Raw genomic sequence first — 16,452 nt, forward strand, 5'->3', positions numbered from 1 at the left:
GCGCCAAGGCAGCCGCCAGCCCCTGCAACAGGATTCCCCCATGTCCCTCTTTTCCCTTCTGGGCGCCCTGGAGATCGGCCTGATCTTCAGCCTGGTGGCGCTCGGGGTGCTGATCTCCTTCCGCATCCTCAACTTTCCCGACCTGACCGTTGATGGCAGCTTTCCGCTCGGCGGCGCCGTCGCCGCGACGCTGATCGCCGCCGGCCAGGACCCGTTCATGGCCACTGCCGTGGCGATCGCTGCCGGCGCGCTGGCAGGCTTCATCACCGGCTGGCTCAATGTGCGCCTGAAGATCATGGATCTGCTCGCCAGTATCCTGATGATGATCGCGCTGTACTCGATCAACCTGCGCATCATGGGCCGCCCCAATGTGCCGCTGATCACCGAGCCCACGCTGTTCACCATCCTGCAGCCCGAATGGCTGCCTGACTACGTGCTGCGCCCGCTGGTGCTGCTCGTGGTGGTGGTGGTGGCCAAGGTCGGCCTGGACTGGTTCTTCAGCTCGCAGCTGGGCCTGGCGATGCGCGCCACCGGCGCCAACCCGCGCATGGCCCGCTCGCAGGGCATCCCTACCGGCCGCGCCACGCTGGCCGGCATGGCGCTGTCCAATGCGCTGGTGGCACTGGCCGGCGCGCTGTTCGCGCAGACCCAGGGCGGCTCCGATATCTCCATGGGCATCGGCACCATCGTGATCGGCCTGGCCGCGGTAATCATCGGCGAAACCATCCTGCCGGCACGCCGCCTGATCTGGACCACGCTGGCCGTGGTGCTGGGCGCCATCCTGTACCGCTTCTTCATCGCACTGGCACTGAACAGCGACTTCATCGGCCTCAAGGCGCAGGACCTGAACCTGGTGACCGCAGCGCTGGTGACGATCGCGCTGGTGCTGCCGGCAACCCGCAAGAAGCTGTTCGCCCGCAAGAACGGAGGTGCCTGAGATGCTGCGCGCACAAGACCTGAAACTCACCTTCAACCCGGGCACCCCGATCGAGACCCGCGCCCTGCGCGGCCTCAGCCTGGAGATCCCGAGCGGCCAGTTCGTGGCCGTGATCGGCTCCAACGGCGCCGGCAAGTCGACCTTCCTGAATGCGATCAGCGGCGACCAGATGGTCGACTCGGGCCGCATCACCATCGATGACACCGACGTCACGCGCCAGCCCGCATGGGACCGCGCCCACCTGGTGGCCCGCGTGTTCCAGGACCCGATGGCCGGCACCTGCGAGGCGCTGACGATCGAGGAGAACATGGCCCTGGCCATGGCCCGCGGCAGCCGCCGCGGCTTCCGCCCGGCGCTGAACCGCACCTCGCGCGAGCTGTTCCGCGAGAAGCTGCGCCTGCTCAACCTGGGCCTGGAAAACCGCCTGACCGACCGCATCGGCCTGCTCTCCGGCGGCCAGCGCCAGGCGGTGAGCCTGCTGATGGCTTCGCTGCAGCCGTCGCGCATCCTGCTGCTGGACGAGCACACCGCCGCGCTGGACCCGAAGACCGCCGCCTTCGTGCTGGAGCTGACCGCGCGCATCGTCGAGGAAAGCAAGCTGACCACGATGATGGTGACGCACAGCATGCGCCAGGCACTGGACTACGGCCAGCGCACGGTGATGCTGCACCAGGGCCAGGTGGTGCTGGACGTGTCCGGCGACAAGCGCAAGGGGCTGGATGTGCCGGACCTGCTGAAGATGTTCGAGCAGACCCGCCACGAGCAGCTGGACGACGACGCGCTGCTGCTGGGTTGAAGAAGACCTGTAGCGATTAAAAAACGGGGAGCTTCGGCTCCCCGTTTTGTTTTGATATGTGCGCCGGCTAGTAGCGCTACCTCGCCTTCAACCCTCAATCGATCGTGATGTTCCGCTGGCGAATCACGCCGGCCCAGCGCGTGCTTTCCTTCTGGATGGCAGCGGCAAGCTGCTGCGGCGTGCCGCCGGCCGCCGCCATGCCCAGCGTGGCCAGTCTTTCCTTGAGCGCGGCGTCGGCCAGCACGGCATCGACATGCTGGCTGAGCTTGCGCACGATTTCCGCGGGCGTACCGGCCGGCGCCATCAACGCGTACCAGGAAACCGCCTCGAACTTCGGGAATCCCTGTTCGGCAATGGTCGGCACCTCGGGCAGGATCGCCGAACGTCTGGCGCTGGCAACCCCCAGCGCGTGCAGCTTGCCGGCCCGGATATACGGCAACGCCACGGAAAGCGGCGCGAACATCATCGTCACCTGGCCGCCGACCACATCGGTCATCGCCGGACTGATGCCCTTGTACGGGACGTGGTTCAGCTTGATATGGGCATCGAGCTGCAGCAACTCGCCCGCCAGGTGGGCCTGGCTGCCCGCGCCGGGCGACGCGAAGCTCAGCTCGCCCGGTTTCTGCGTGGCCAGCTTGCGCAGGTCCGCCAGCGACCGGGCCGGCGTTGCCGCATTGACCACCAGCACGTTTTCGGCGGTGGCCAGCATTGCCACCGGCGCCAGGTCTGCCGGCTTGTACGGGAGATTAGGCATCAGCGTGGGGTTCACCGCAATATTGCCCACCGGTACGACGGCCAGGGTATAGCCGTCAGGCGCGGCCTTGGCCACCATGTCGACGCCGATGGTGCCCGCCGCGCCGGCCTTGTTGTCGACCAGCACGCTCTGGCCAGTGGCCTTGGCGATGCCCTCGCCAACCGCCCGGCCGAGCACATCGGCCGGGCCGCCGGCAGCAAACGGCACCACGATCCGCACCGGCTTGGCGGGATAGCCCTGCGGCTGGGCAAGCGCGGGCGGGGCCGCGAGCCACGGCGCGCAGGCCGCCACGCAGGCGAGCACGCAACGCATGGCCATACGCCGCAGATCTGCTCGTACGGCGGGCTTTACAGCATGTTCTACAGCGGGTTTCACAGTGGAAATCATTACAGTTCCCCTATTCGGCAGTTATCAGGCTTGGCTCCCCCACCGCGCCGGCAGTCTGGTTATCGTGCACCGGTTCAAGACGGCTGCATGCCGGCATCGGTCAATGCAAATCCCGCCTGGTCGGCTTCGCGCGCCATGGCGGGCAACACTGCGTAGTCGGAGGGCCGCACCGCGGCAAAGCGTGCCAGCCCCAACATGGCCAGCAGATCCGTCCCCGCTGCGTCTTCATGCAGCGTCAGCAGCGCAGTACGCACGCGCGCGCTCTGCCACGGATCGATCTGCGCCGCGGCCACCAGCGGCGGGATCGGCGCGGCTTTGGTGACCTCCAGCGTTCTCAGCTGCGCCACGAGCGCGGGCTCGAAGCGGCGCAGCAGGTCCAGCACGTAGCTGTCGACCACACCCACGTCGGCACGCCCGGCGATCAGCGCTTCGATGACTTCGCGCGGCGTCGGCGTGGTCACCTCGGTCGCCCGGTACAGCGCGCGCGTGCCCGCCGGCGCCAGCCGCATCAGGTGGTGGCGTGGTGCGTTGTAGCCCGAGTTTGACTCAGGCAGCATGCATGCCAGCCGTCCGCCGAAGGTCAGCGCCAGCGTCTGCGCCGATGCATCGGCGCGCACGATGAACTCGGTGAAATACACCGGGCGCCCGCCGTAGCGCGGCAGCGACGGCACCGGCGCCGCCAGCAGTTGCGGCGAGGCCGGCGCGCTGGCATAGGGATAGCCGCACATGAACACGCAGCCACAATCCGGCCGCGCCCATAGCGCGCTGACCGGGGCGGGTGCTGCGTGCTCGACATACGGCAGGTCCACGCCGGCGCACTCGGCCACGTGCGCCAGCAGCGCACGCCATGCCTGCCCGGCCGGCGTGCTCACCGAGTACATGCGAGCGTTGGCGATCATGCGTAGACCAGCCTCTGGCCCAGCCCGCGGCTTTCGGCCTTCTTCAGGATGGCGTGGCCCAGCGCAATATCGCTCAGGGACAGCCCGCGGTGCCAGAACAGGTTGGTCTCGTCATCGCTCTGGCGGCCCGGCTTGCGCCCTGCGGCGATTTCGCCCAGTTCGGCATAAAGCGTCTGCTCCGACAGCTTGCCGGCTTCCACATGCGCGCGCAGCGAGCCAAACATGCCCCCCTTGCACTGCCCCCAGTCGTCCACCACCAGCTTGGCCATGATGTCGGTCAGCGACAGCTCGACCGCGCTCATGGTGCCGTAGGGCACGACAAAGGCACCGCGCTTGATCCATTCGGTCTTGAGCATCGGCGTCGGGCGCTCCAGGCGCGAAGCCTCGACCACAATGTCGGCATCGCGCACGCATGACTCCCAGTCTTCGGTCACCACGATCTTCTTGCCGAGATCGCGCTCCAGCCGCGCGGCGAAGGCATTGCGGCTTTCCGGGCGGCGCGAGTGCACGCGGATCTCGTCGAAGTCGAACAGGCTGTCGAGCAGGCGCACGTTCCAGTAAGAAGTGCCGCGCGCCCCGATATGGCCCAGCACCTTGCTGTTGCGGCGCGCCAGGTGCTTTGCCCCGAGCGCGGTAAGCGCGCCGGTGCGCGCATCGGTGATGAAGGTGGCATCGATCATCGCCACCGGAGCACCGGTACGCGGATCGAACAGGTTGAGCATCGCCATTTCCGATGGCAGGCCAAGCTTGTAGTTGTCGACGAAGTCACCCACGATCTTGACGCCGGCCAGCCCCAGCGGCGCCACGTAGCCGCGCAGCACATTGAAGTGGCCGTTGAAGGCGGGGTCGGGAATCAGGTGCACGCGCGGCTCGATCACGGTCTGCCCGTTGCCTTGCGCCACCAGTGCTTGCTCGACCGCGTCCAGGATCTCGGCGTCGGCCATTTCCAGGCGTGCGATGTCCTTGCCGTTGAGATAGGTGAGATGGATGTCGCTCATACAGTCCTTTCCTCCAGGGTTATGCCGGCACACTGCCGGTGCCTCTTGCACCGCATCGCGGCCGCCGCGCTTCCATGTGGTGCCGTGCCTGCGTTGCAAAGGCTCGGCGTGTTTCGATGGAATTCAGTGTAGGTATGGCGCCATTGACTGTCATATGCTTATATGTCCGCCAGCCTTAACATCAGGTTAATGCCATGAAAATGAACCTGCGCCAGATCGAGGTGTTCCGCGCGGTCATGCTGACCGGCTCGATCAGCGGTGCGTCCAAGCTGCTGTATGTGTCGCAGCCGGCAATCAGCCGGCTGATGTCGCACACCGAGCAACGCCTTGGACTGGAATTGTTCCGCCGCACCAAGGGACGGCTTTACCCCACGCCGGAGGCGCGGCGCTTGCTGGGGGAAGTGAATGCGGTCTACGAAGGCATCGAGCGCGTCAACGAGATCGCCGAAGACCTTGCCGCCAACCGCACCGGCAGCCTGCGCATCTCATGCAGCCCCAACCTGGGCCAGACCGTGTTGCCGCGTGCAATCGCCGGCTTCCGCGCGGCGCACCCGGCGGTGCGGGTGGTGGTGCGTACGCAGATTCCGGGCAATATGCTGCGCGCGGTACTGTCGGGGCAGGTGGATCTGGCGGTGTCGAACATGCCGCTGGTGCATCCCAACCTGGAAGCACGACTGCTGGTGAAGAACCCGATCGTGGCCTTGGTGCCGGCAGGGCACCCGCTGGCCGCGCGCAAGTGGGTGCGCCCGGCCGACCTGATCGGCGAAGACCTGATCGGCTACGGGCCGGACGTCCCGTTCGGCCTGCTGGTGCATGAGATGTTCGGCAACGAGGGCGACCAGCCCGATATGCGCGTCCAGGTTGAACAGGCGCATGTGGCGCGCGCGCTGGCGCAGGCCGGCGCCGGCATCGCGCTGGTCGACGCCATGACCGTGTTTGGCGCGGCCTGGCCCAATATTTTCGCGGTGCCGGTGCGCACCAAGGTCAATGCCTCAGTGCAGATTTTCCATATGCAGACCGAGCCGCTGTCGCGGCTGTCGCTGGAATTCGTCGATACGCTGACGGCGATGATGAAGCGCTGACGCGCTGAGTGGCTGGCGTCAGACCGTCGCGGCCTTGTCCAGCCAGCGCCCCATCTGCTCCGTCACCGCCGTGCTGGAGAACGAGCAGCTGTCCTGCGCAAACACCGCGGACATCTCCATGCGGCGCAGCAGCTCTTCCATCGCCTGCCCGTAGACCGGCGGCAGCGCCAGCCCGCTGCCGGCTTCGCGCCAGGCGCGCACCAGGTCGGCGGCGGGCATCGATCCCGCCAGGTGCTGGTCCAGTGCGGCACGCATGCGCGCCAGGGCTTCGCGGTTGGTTGCGCTCATGAACGTGCCCTCCTTTCCTTGTACAGTTCGCGGAACGTGCGGCCCGACGGGGCCGGCATGTCGCGGGTTTCGGTCCAGCCCTTGCCCGCCATCGGCAGGCTGGCAATCAGCTTGTTGCTGCCGCCCATGCGGCCCAGCAGCCAGGCGCCGATGCGAGTGGCAAAGGCGTACAGCTCCGGGCGCTTGGCGACGTAGCCCCACACTTGCAGCGCGAAGCGTTCCTGCCACGGGCGCAGCCCGCGCTCCATCTGCTTCTCGCGCAGCTTGCGCAGCAAGTCGGACAGCGGGATCGAGGCCGGACACACGCGGTTGCACTCGCCGCACATGGTCGCCGCCTGCGGCAGGTCGATCGCATTGGCGAGGCCGACATAGCTCGGCGTCAGCACGCTGCCCATTGGGCCCGGGTAGACCCAGCCATAGGCATGGCCGCCGATCTTCTGGTACACCGGGCAATGATTCATGCAGGCGCCGCAGCGGATACAGCGCAGCATCTCCTGGAAGTCGCCGCCGATCAGCCCGGTGCGGCCGCCATCGACCAGCACGAAATACATATGCTCGGGGCCGTCGCGCTCGCCCTCGGCGCGCGGGCCGGTCAGCAGCGAGAAGTAGTTCGAGATGGCCTGGCCGGTGGCCGAGCGCGGCAGCAGGCGCATCACCGTGGCCAGGTCTTCCAGCGTCGGCAGCACCTTTTCGATGCCGGTCACGGCCACGTGCACGCGCGGCAGCACCGTGCACATGCCTTCGTTGCCCTCGTTGGTGACCACCGCCACCGAGCCGGTCTCGGCAATGATGAAGTTGCCGCCGGTGACGCCCATGTCGGCGCTCAGGAACTCGGGCCGCAGCACTTCGCGCGCCTCGCGCGTCATCTCCGGGATCTCGGTCAGCCGCGGCTTGTGGTGGACCCTGGCGAACAGGTCGGCGATCTCGTCCTTGTCCTTGTGCACCACCGGCGCAATGATGTGCGACGGCGGTTCCGAGTCGTTGATCTGCAGGATGTATTCGCCCAGGTCGGTCTCGATGCTCTGCACGCCCATCTCGCCCAGCACCTGGTTCAGGCGCATTTCCTCGGTCACCATGGACTTGCTCTTGATGACCTTCTTCACGCCGTGCTTCTGCGCGATCTCGGCCACCAGGCGCGCGGCATCGGCGGTGGTCTCGGCAAACAGCACCGTGGCGCCGCGCCTGGTCGCGTTCTCTTCGAAGGTGGCGAGCCAGACGTCGAGGTTTTCCAGCGCGCGGTTGCGGCGCTCTTTCAGTGCCTCGCGCGTGGCGTCGAAGTCGATGTCGAGGATCGCGTCGGCGCGGGCCGTGACGAACTTGGTCGAAAGCTTCTTCAGGTTCTGCTGCAGGCGCTGGTCGGCCAGCTTCTGGCCGGCGCGCGCCTTGAATTCCATGCTGTGGACTTGCATCGTGGCGATTCCCCGGATTTCAGCGGATGTCAGGCGTCGCCCGCCAGCACCTGGGCGATATGCAGCACGCGCGTGCTGCTGTCGCCGGTGCGGCGCAGGCGGCCTTCGATATTGAGGATGCAGCCCAGGTCGCCCAGCACCACCGTATCGGCGCCGCTGGCCTTGATGTTGGCGCACTTCTCGTCGACGATCGCGGTCGAGATATTGCCGTACTTGACCGAGAAGGTGCCGCCAAAACCGCAGCAGGCTTCGCAATCCTTCATTTCGGTCAGCTGCACGCCCGGCAGCCGCGACAGCAGCTCGCGCGGCTGCTGCTTGACGCCCAGCTCGCGCAGGCCGGAACAGGAATCGTGGTAGGTGACATGGCCCGAGAACGACGACGGCAGCGTCTGCACCCTGGCCACGTTGACCAGGAAATCCGTCAGCTCGAACACGCGTTCGCGCAGGCGCTCGTAGCGGCCGTTGAGTTCGGGATCGTTGTGCAGCAGGTCGCCGTAATGCTGCCGGATCATGCCGCCGCAGCTGCCCGACGGCACCACGATGTAGTCGAACATCTCGAACTCGCGCAGGAATTTCTCCGCGAGGTCGCGCGACACCGCGCGCTCGCCCGAGTTGTAGGCCGGCTGGCCGCAGCAGGTCTGCGCCTCAGGCACCATGACCTCGTAGCCGGCGGCTTCCAGCAGCTTGAGCACCGAAAACCCGATTTCCGGACGCATCAGGTCCACCAGGCAGGTGGCGAACAGACCAACTCGCATTGTCGACTTCTCCAGACCCCGAAACCCCGCAATTATGCGCGTTTGCGTCGCACGTGGCGCACAAACCGTTCAGCAAGGGCGTGAATCCGGTGCAATGCACATCACTTCCGGGAGCAACATCACCGGGCGATTCTTACGGTAATGTCATTTCACCTATTGAAATTTTCACAATGCGAGATAGAATCAGGCAGACGCTTAAAAATGCCGCAAAGCAACATTTCTCTTTTTTCCATCTATGTCCGACGCAGACAAGTCACCCGGCAAGACGTCCATCCAGGTCATCGAGCGCATGATGACCCTGCTGGACGCGCTCGCGCAGCACGCCGACCCGGTCAGCCTGAAAGAGCTGTCCCTGGCCACGGGGCTGCATCCCTCCACCGCCCACCGCATCCTCAACGACATGGTGGCCTGCCGCTTTGTCGACCGTTCCGATCCCGGCAGCTACCGGCTCGGCATGCGGCTGCTGGAACTGGGCAACCTGGTCAAGGCACGCCTGTCGGTGCGCGACGCGGCGCTGGCGCCGATGCGCGCGCTGCACCGCGTCACCGGCCAGACCGTGAACCTGTCGGTGCGCCAGGGCGATGAAATCGTCTACATCGAGCGCGCCTACAGCGAGCGCTCGGGCATGCAGGTGGTGCGCGCCATCGGCGGCCGCGCGCCGCTGCACCTGACCTCAGTCGGCAAGCTGTTCCTGGCCGCGGACGAAGCCGCGCGCGTGCGCAACTACGCCACCCGCACCGGGCTGGCCGGGCATACGCGCACCTCGATCACCGACCTGACCAAGCTCGAGCGGGAGCTCAGCTGGGTGCGCTCCAACGGCTATGCGCGCGACAACGAAGAGCTGGAACTGGGCGTGCGCTGCATTGCCGCCGGCATCTATGACGACTCGCGCCGGCTGGTTGCCGGGCTGTCGCTGTCGGCGCCGGCCGACCGGCTGCAGGACAGCTGGCTGCAAAACCTGAAGGACACGGCGCTGCAAATCTCGCGCGGCATGGGCTACGTGACCGAAGCCGCCGCCTGAAGACCGAATCGCCAGCCACCGCCAACGCGCGGGCTGCCATCATGGCAGTCCGCGCGTTTTGCTTTGGGGCTGCGGCCATCTCAATTCAATGGTTTACCCTTAGTTTTCAGATAACCAGCAAACCTTATAATCGGCTCCCATGCGAACCCGTGCCGTCACCCTCACCGAACAGGTCACCCGCCAGCTGCGCGCCGATATCGAAAGCGGCGCCTACCCGGTCGGCAGCCGGTTGCCGACCGGCAGGCAGCTGGCCGAGCAGTACGGCGTCAGCGCCGCGGTGATCCGCGAAGTCACCGAGCACCTGCGTTCGCAGGGCTTCGTCGAGTCACGCCAGGGCGTCGGCTGCACGGTGCGCTCGCGTACCGGCGCGGCGGGATTCCAGCTGCCACGCGAACCCGATATCGACGCCAGCGGGCTGGCCGACCTGTACGACCTGCGCATCGACCTGGAAGGCGCCGCCGCGGCGCTGGCCGCCGTGCGCCGCACCGATGTGGACGTGGCCGCACTGAGTGCACTGCTGCAGCGGCTGCGCGCTCATCTCTATGACCCGCAGCCGGCGGCCGATATCGACGCCGCCTTCCATATCGGCATTGCCGCCGCCACGCACAACCCCTACTACCGCCAGCTGCTGCAGTACCTGAACCTGCAGCTGCATCAGGCCGTGGCCACCGCGCGCGCCAATACGCTGCGCCAGGCAGGCCTGGCCGAGACCGTGCATGCCGAGCATGAAGCGATCGTCGATGCCATCCGCCGTGGCGATGCCGCGGCCGCCCGCGCGGCCGCGGTGATGCACCTGCAATGCGCGGCGCGCCGGCTTGGCCTGGCGCTGCGCACGCGCGCCGATGAAGCGTCGCCAGCGCGCGCAGCCAGCTCCCCTTCCCTTTCCTGAGACGACACCGCCATCATGCAAACCGGCCAATTCGCCCAGCGCCTCACCGAGGCCCTCGGCGCCGACACCGTCCTGACCAACCCCGACGACATCGCCCCGTGGCTGTCCGACTGGCGCGGCATCTATCGCGGCCAGGCCCAGGCCGTGCTGCGGCCGCGCACCGTGGACGAAGTCTCGCGCGCGCTGGCGCTGTGCCAGCAGGCCGCGGTGCCGGTGGTGCCGCGCGGCGGCAATACCGGCCTGTGCGGCGGCGCCACGCCCGATGCACAGACGCAGAACGTGGTGCTGAGCCTGGACCGCATGAACGCGGTGCGCTCGCTCGACACCATCGCCAACACCATGGTTGCCGAGGCCGGCTGCATCCTCGGCAACCTGCGCCGCGCGGCGCAAGACGCCAACCGGCTGCTGCCGCTGTCGCTGGCCGCCGAAGACTCGTGCCAGATCGGCGGCAACCTTGCGACCAATGCCGGCGGCGTGAACGTGGTGCGCTATGGCATGGCGCGCGAACTGGTGCTGGGCGTGGAAGCGGTGCTGCCCAACGGCGAGGTCTTCCATGGCCTGCGCACGCTGCGCAAGGACAATACCGGCTATGACCTGAAGCAGCTGCTGGTCGGCTCCGAAGGTACGCTTGGCGTAATCACCGCGGCCGCGCTGCGGCTGTTCCCGCGCACCGACACGCGCAGTGTGGTGCTGGCGGCGGTGGCCTCGCCGGCGCAGTCGCTGGCACTCTATGAACTGCTGTTTGAGCAATGCGGCGCGCGCCTGCAGGCGTTCGAGTTCTTTACCGGCGATTGCCTGGACCTGGTGCTCACGCACGCAGAGGGCGTGCAGGAGCCGTTCGCGCAACGCTACCCCGCCTATGTACTGGTGGAACTGGCCGACACCACGGACGAAGATGCGCTGAACGCGTTGCTCGAACGCGTTATCGGCGAAGCGCTGGAGCGCGAGCTGTGCCTCGATGCAGCCGTGTCTGCCTCACTCGCACAATTGCAGGCGCTGTGGAAACTGCGCGAGGAAATCTCCGAGGCGCAGCGCGCGGACGGCCCGCACCTGAAGCACGACATCTCGCTGCCGATCGAGCAGATCCCGGCCTTCATGACCTCGATGGAAACGCGGCTGCGTGGGCTCGATCCCGCCATCCGGCCCTTTATCTTCGGGCACTTCGGCGACGGCAACCTGCACTACAACCTTTCGCGCCCGGCCGGCGCGCCCAAGGACTGGGCGGCCACGCGAGGCGATGCGGTGACCGACGCGGTGCTGGACGAAGTAATGCGCTACGGCGGCAGCATCAGCGCCGAGCATGGCATCGGCCAGCTCAAGCGCCATGCCTTCCTGGCCATGAAGGACCCGCTGGAACTGCGGCTGATGCGCGAGATCAAGGCCGTGTTCGACCCGGCCGGGATCATGAACCCAGGCAAGCTGCTCTGACGGCCGCGGCCGCCAGAAAGAAAAACGCGCCGTGGCACGGCGCGTTTTTTTCCGGTCAGGCATTCCGTATCAGATGCCGCGCGACTGCTGCGAAGCCAGGATCGCGTGCGCGCCGCCCGGAGCCTGTGTCAGGTTCGGCGACGACGGGAAACCACGCTGCGGCGACGATGGCGACGGCGCATGCTCCAGCCAGTCCTTGACGCGGTTGGCATCGGCAAAGCGCGACAGCTTGCCGGCCGAGTCCAGGAACACCATCACCACGTTGCGGCCCTGGACCTTGGCCTGCATCACCAGGCACTGGCCGGCTTCGGAGATAAAGCCGGTCTTCTGCAGGCCGATCTCCCAGTTGCCGCCGCGCACCAGGCGGTTGGTGCTGACGTAGTGCTGGGTGCGGCCCAGCACGTTGACCTCATGCTCGGTCTGCGTCGAGAACTCGCGGATGGTCGGGTTGCGGTACGCCGCGTTGACCATGCGCACCAGGTCCGTCGCGCTCGACACATTGCTGCTCGACAGCCCGCTGGAATCGACGAAGTGGCTGTCGTTCATGCCCAGCTCGCGGGCCTTGCGGTTCATCGCCTGGACAAAGGCCGGCAGGCCGCCCGGGTAGTTGCGGCCCAGTGCCGACGCAGCGCGGTTCTCAGACGACATCAGCGCCAGCAGCAGCAGTTCCTGGCGCGTCAGCTGCGTACCAAAGCGCAGGCGCGAGCCGCTGTGCTTTTCGGTGTCGCGGTCTTCCTCGGAGATGGTCAGCACTTCGTCCATCGGCAGGCGGGCGTCCATCACCACCAGCGCGGTCATCAGCTTGGTGATCGAAGCGATCGGCAGCACCGCACTGGCGTTCTTCTGGAACAGCACCTCGTTGGAGTTCTGGTCCATCACCAGTGCCACGCTGGAACGCAGTGCCAGCGCGTCGTCGGTGTCGCGCAAGCCCATGGCTTCGCCCAGCGACGGCTTGGCCGGGGTGAAGGCGGCGCGCACGGGTGCGGCGCGCTGGGCCACGACAATATGGCGCTTGCCATTTTTCAGCACCACCACTTTGCGTGTGCTGCTTGCTTCGCGCTTGGCAACCTTGCCGCTACGCGAGCTCTTGGCAACAGCCTTCGAAGCACTCTTTTTCTCGGCGTTAACCGATTTTGCCTGCTTTTTGGACGTTTTTTGGGTAGTTGCGGACTTGGTGGCCGCTTCGGCCACAGGTGCCGCGACCATCGACACCGATACCAGGACCGCGGTGGCAACAGCGGACAGGGGTGCGGAGCCGAAGAATCTGGAAAAAATGGAATCAGACCGGAACATGATTCGTTCAGCGCATAGGAATGGCGCTAGTGTAGGAAAGAAAGAAATTGTTAGCAAGATTAAAGACTTACAGACGCTCCTTAAAGTTCGATTTGCAAACATTTCCACATTGTGGAAAAAGCAACCAAAAGGTCACGTTTGCATGCGAACCGCCTCTGGCTTGCCCCAGGCGTACCCGGGTTCACCTTGCTGCCCCTTGGAACACTCCCAGCCAATACACGGACGTCGTCTTGTATATCGGCACTCATCGTTACACATTGATACAAACTTTTCTCAAACTTTGCTATGAGAGGAAACGCGCGAACCCGCTGACCGGCTCACGTTCCGTCATCAGTTGGTTCTCGATCGCTTCCGGGTCGGCAAAACCCAGTGACATGCCGCATACCACCATTTCCTCCGGTGGCAGCCGCAGGTGGCTGCCAATGATCTTGTGGAACTGCGTGAACGCCGCCTGCGGACAGGTATCAAGTCCGCGCGCCCGGGCGGCGACCATGATGCTTTGCAGGAACATGCCGTAGTCCAGCCAGCTGCCCTGCTCCATGATGCGGTCGATGGTGAAGATCATCCCCACCGGCGCATCGAAGAAACGGAAATTGCGCGCGTGCTGCTCATGCATGCGCGCCTTGTCTTCGCGGCTGATCTCAAGCAGCCCGTACAGGTCCCAGCCCACCTTGCGCCGCCGCGACAAGTAGGGATCAGCCCACTCGCGTGGGTAGTACGGATACTCTTCCAGGTACTTGCTGTCGCGCTCGGGGTCTTCGTAAGCGCCCAGCACATCGGCGCACAGCTTGGCCTTGGCCTCGCCGGACAGCACATAGACGCGCCACGGCTGCGTATTGGTGCCCGACGGCGCACGGCTGGCTACGGCCAGGATTTCTTCGACGGTCCGGCGCGACACCTGCGTATCGAGAAAGGCCCGCACCGAACGCCGCGTCAGGATCGCGCGATCCACGCAGTCCACGGCATCCTGCGAACCGAATTGCACCTCGTGGGACATCTTGTTCATCTCCTGTTGCCCCGTTCTTCCCCTTGCCCGCCCGTCACCGCGTCGGTCATCACCAACGGCAGCAGCGCCTCGCGCAGCGGCTCCGGCAACGGCACCGGCCGGCGCGTGGCGCGATCGACATAGACGTGGATGAAATGCCCCTGCGCGGCGGCGGTCTCGTTGTCGCCGCTGAACAGCCCGACCTCATAGCGCACGCTCGACGTACCCAGCCTTGCCACGCGCAGGCCGGCCACCACGGTCTCGGGAAAGCTCAGCGACGAGAAGTAGTTGCACTGCGTCTCGATCACCAGCCCGATCGTGTCGCCCGACGTGACATCGAGCACGCCCTGCCGGATCAGGTAGGTATTCACCACGGTATCAAAGTAACTGTAGTAGACAACGTTGTTAACGTGGCCATAGACATCGTTATCCATCCAACGCGTGGTGATCGGCTGGAAGTACGGATAGGCACTGCGCGACTCGGCTTGCGGTTTCATGAGACGTGGACGGGACAGGATGGGATAGGAATACTGAAGTAGCCGCATACGCGACACTACCGGCGGATGACAAGTGCGACACCAAGCGCCGCGAGCACCATCCCGGCAGCGGCCAGCGGCGGAAAGCGCTCACCGAAGAGCAGCCAGGCCATCACCGCGGTAGTGGGCGGCGTCAGGTACATCAGGCTCGACACCTTGGTGGCCGCGCCCCGCCGGATCAGCAGGAACAGCAACGAGATCGCGCCGATCGACAGCGCCACCACCGACCACGCCATGGCACCAAGCATCGCGGCACGCCACTGCACTGCGCGGGTTTCAAAGAGGAACATGAACGGCACGCACGCAAGTGCCGCAGCGGCGAACTGGATCACCGAGCCCATGCGCAGGTCGAACACCGGGCAGAAGTGCTTCTGGTAGACCGTGCCGACGGTGATGCTGAGCAAGGCGCCACCCGCCAGTGCCAGGCTTGCCGGTGTGAGTCCGCTGGCACCGAGCTTGTTGGCCACCACCAGCGCCACGCCGGCGATGCCGAGCAGCAGGCCCAGCCACTGGCGCGCGCCGATGCGCTCACCCATGCGCGTGGCGATCAGCGCGGTCAGGATCGGCTGCATGCCGACGATCAGCGCCGATACGCCGGCAGGCATGCCAAGCTTGATCGCAGCCCAGACGCCACCGAGGTAGCCCGTCTGCAGCAGCAGCCCCGCTACGGCGATATGCCCGACCGCGCGCCAGTCCGTTTGCGCCTTGCCTGGCAGGCGCGGCAGCGGCACGCGCGCCAGCAGCACGAATGGCACCATCAGCACCACCACGCCGGCAAAGCGCAGGAACAGGAAGGTCATCGGCTCCGCATACGGCATGCCGTATTTGGCGACGATAAAGCCGGTGCTCCAGATCAGCACGAACAGCCACGGCATCGACGCCACCCACAGCGTGGTGCGGGCGCTTGACGCTGCTGCGCCGCCTTGCTCCATCACGCCGCTCATGTGGCCAGCAGCGCCTGTGCATGGCGCGCGTGATATTGCGCGGCCAGGCTTACGGTCTGCGCGTGGACCGCAACCGTGTCCTCGATCTGGTTGCCGTAGCCGCCCGCCATCGCCACCGCCACCGGCAACTGGCGTGCATGCGCGGCATCGAACACCAGCCGGTCGCGCCGTGCCAGGCCCGCCAGGGTCAGCCTGAGCCGCCCGAGGCGATCGCCCTCATGCGGATCGGCGCCGGCCAGGTAGATGATCAGCTCGGGATCGAAGCGGCTGAACAGCGTGTCCAGCGCCGCCTGCAGCGCCTGCGCATAGGTGTCGTCGTCGCAGCCGTCCGGCAGGCCGACGTCCAGGTCGCTGGCCTCCTTGCGGAACGGATAGTTCTTCTCGCCATGCAGCGACAGCGTGAACACGGACGGATCGCCTTGCAGGATCGACGCGGTGCCGTTGCCCTGGTGCACGTCCAGGTCGACCACGGCCACGCGGCGCACGGCGCCATCGCGCTGCAGCACGCGCGCCGCAATCGCGGCATCGTTGAACACGCAGAAGCCGCCGCCCTTGTCGGCATACGCATGGTGGGTGCCGCCCGCCAGGTTCACGGCAATGCCTTCGCGCAGCGCCGTCCGGCAGGCCTCGATGGTGGCGCCTGCGGAGCGCCGCGAGCGTTCCACCATGGCCTCGGACCACGGGAAGCCGATCTCGCGCTGGCGCGCCGCGTCGAGCGTGCCGGCTGACGCGGCCTGCACGTACCCGGGCGTGTGCGCCAGCAACAAGGCATCGTCGCCCGCGCGCGGCGCCTCCACCAGGCGCAGCCCCGGCACCTGCGCCGCGACGGCATCGCGCAGCATGCTGTACTTGCGCATCGGGAAACGGTGCCCGGGTGGCAGTGGCAGCACAAAATGGTCGGCGTAGAAAGCGAGCATGGAAGTGGCCTGGGCGGTTCTGTTCACGTCTTTGTTGGTTCCCGGCGCGGGCAATCTGCGATGGTAGCACCCCCTGCCCGGCCATCGCCCGGAGCCCCCCGGAGTGGCGTCACGGCCGCACCCGTGTATCGCCA

Annotated in this window: 17 protein-coding genes; 6 read left to right on the forward strand and 11 right to left on the reverse strand. The window is 66.3% G+C overall.

The genetic code is table 11. The features are described 5' to 3' along the window. The first annotated feature begins 40 nt into the window (after positions 1-40). Positions 41-937: an ABC transporter permease gene (locus tag AC3WON_RS09070; RefSeq protein ID WP_011615051.1), complete on the forward strand. Its 897-nt coding sequence runs from the start codon at positions 41-43 to the stop codon at positions 935-937. A gap of 1 nt (position 938) precedes the next feature. Further along, entirely contained in the window at positions 939-1,733 is a 795-nt protein-coding gene (locus AC3WON_RS09075) for an ABC transporter ATP-binding protein (protein ID WP_011615050.1), read from the forward strand. A 94-nt stretch (positions 1,734-1,827) separates the two neighbouring features. Here AC3WON_RS09075 and AC3WON_RS09080 read toward each other — a convergent pair whose 3' ends face one another. From AC3WON_RS09080 to AC3WON_RS09090, 3 genes are all read right to left on the reverse strand, one after another. Further along, positions 1,828-2,805, reverse strand: coding sequence for a Bug family tripartite tricarboxylate transporter substrate binding protein (locus AC3WON_RS09080; RefSeq protein WP_492320528.1), 978 nt, complete (start codon positions 2,803-2,805; stop codon positions 1,828-1,830). A gap of 143 nt (positions 2,806-2,948) precedes the next feature. Beyond that, positions 2,949-3,773: a phosphate/phosphite/phosphonate ABC transporter substrate-binding protein gene (locus AC3WON_RS09085; RefSeq protein ID WP_492320527.1), complete on the reverse strand. Its 825-nt coding sequence runs from the start codon at positions 3,771-3,773 to the stop codon at positions 2,949-2,951. Continuing rightward, the gene (locus AC3WON_RS09090) at positions 3,770-4,771 is read right to left on the reverse strand and encodes an ornithine cyclodeaminase family protein (RefSeq protein WP_492320526.1); all 1,002 of its coding nucleotides are present in this window, start codon (positions 4,769-4,771) and stop codon (positions 3,770-3,772) included. The genes AC3WON_RS09085 and AC3WON_RS09090 overlap by 4 nt, the downstream gene beginning before the upstream one ends. 194 nt (positions 4,772-4,965) lie before the next feature. On the opposite strand from AC3WON_RS09090, the gene AC3WON_RS09095 reads away from it, so the two are divergent. Continuing rightward, positions 4,966-5,853: a LysR family transcriptional regulator gene (locus AC3WON_RS09095; protein ID WP_492320525.1), complete on the forward strand. Its 888-nt coding sequence runs from the start codon at positions 4,966-4,968 to the stop codon at positions 5,851-5,853. An 18-nt stretch (positions 5,854-5,871) separates the two neighbouring features. On the opposite strand, the gene AC3WON_RS09100 is transcribed toward AC3WON_RS09095, so the two are convergent. The 3 genes from AC3WON_RS09100 to AC3WON_RS09110 are packed head-to-tail and all read right to left on the reverse strand — an operon-like array spanning position 5,872 to position 8,305. Further along, entirely contained in the window at positions 5,872-6,141 is a 270-nt protein-coding gene (locus tag AC3WON_RS09100; protein WP_492320524.1) for a hypothetical protein, read from the reverse strand. Continuing rightward, positions 6,138-7,550 (reverse strand): LutB/LldF family L-lactate oxidation iron-sulfur protein, encoded by a 1,413-nt coding sequence (locus AC3WON_RS09105; protein ID WP_492320523.1) that lies wholly within the window; start codon positions 7,548-7,550, stop codon positions 6,138-6,140. Before AC3WON_RS09105 ends, AC3WON_RS09100 begins: the two co-directional genes overlap by 4 nt. Positions 7,551-7,579: 29 nt before the next feature. Further along, positions 7,580-8,305, reverse strand: a complete 726-nt coding sequence (locus tag AC3WON_RS09110) for a (Fe-S)-binding protein (RefSeq protein WP_011615043.1) — start codon at positions 8,303-8,305, stop codon at positions 7,580-7,582. 235 nt (positions 8,306-8,540) lie between these two features. Between AC3WON_RS09110 and AC3WON_RS09115 the strand changes: the two genes are divergently transcribed. The 3 genes from AC3WON_RS09115 (at position 8,541) to AC3WON_RS09125 (ending at position 11,643) form a co-directional block, all read left to right on the forward strand. Then, positions 8,541-9,326 (forward strand): IclR family transcriptional regulator, encoded by a 786-nt coding sequence (locus AC3WON_RS09115; RefSeq protein WP_013956405.1) that lies wholly within the window; start codon positions 8,541-8,543, stop codon positions 9,324-9,326. A gap of 139 nt (positions 9,327-9,465) precedes the next feature. Further along, on the forward strand, positions 9,466-10,215 hold the full coding sequence (locus AC3WON_RS09120) for a FadR/GntR family transcriptional regulator (RefSeq protein WP_492351650.1): 750 nt from the start codon (positions 9,466-9,468) through the stop codon (positions 10,213-10,215). Between the two features lie 15 nt (positions 10,216-10,230). Next, a complete protein-coding gene (locus AC3WON_RS09125; RefSeq protein ID WP_492351651.1) occupies positions 10,231-11,643 on the forward strand; it encodes an FAD-binding oxidoreductase in 1,413 nt (470 codons plus the stop codon). 69 nt (positions 11,644-11,712) lie between these two features. Here AC3WON_RS09125 and pbpG read toward each other — a convergent pair whose 3' ends face one another. The 5 genes from pbpG to AC3WON_RS09150 form a co-directional block, all read right to left on the reverse strand. Continuing rightward, positions 11,713-12,936 carry a D-alanyl-D-alanine endopeptidase gene (gene pbpG, locus AC3WON_RS09130; protein ID WP_492351652.1) on the reverse strand — a complete coding sequence of 408 codons (1,224 nt, stop codon included), beginning with the start codon at positions 12,934-12,936 and terminating at the stop codon, positions 11,713-11,715. A gap of 283 nt (positions 12,937-13,219) precedes the next feature. Then, entirely contained in the window at positions 13,220-13,942 is a 723-nt protein-coding gene (locus AC3WON_RS09135; RefSeq protein ID WP_492320518.1) for a nitroreductase, read from the reverse strand. Then, positions 13,939-14,418: an acyl-CoA thioesterase gene (locus tag AC3WON_RS09140; RefSeq protein WP_492351653.1), complete on the reverse strand. Its 480-nt coding sequence runs from the start codon at positions 14,416-14,418 to the stop codon at positions 13,939-13,941. The genes AC3WON_RS09135 and AC3WON_RS09140 overlap by 4 nt, the downstream gene beginning before the upstream one ends. 56 nt (positions 14,419-14,474) lie before the next feature. Continuing rightward, positions 14,475-15,401 carry a DMT family transporter gene (locus AC3WON_RS09145; RefSeq protein WP_492351654.1) on the reverse strand — a complete coding sequence of 309 codons (927 nt, stop codon included), beginning with the start codon at positions 15,399-15,401 and terminating at the stop codon, positions 14,475-14,477. Continuing rightward, positions 15,398-16,318, reverse strand: coding sequence for a histone deacetylase family protein (locus AC3WON_RS09150; RefSeq protein ID WP_041687266.1), 921 nt, complete (start codon positions 16,316-16,318; stop codon positions 15,398-15,400). Before AC3WON_RS09150 ends, AC3WON_RS09145 begins: the two co-directional genes overlap by 4 nt. Positions 16,319-16,452: the final 134 nt, after the last annotated feature.

It is taken from the genome of Cupriavidus sp. FW305-46, assembly GCF_058787075.1.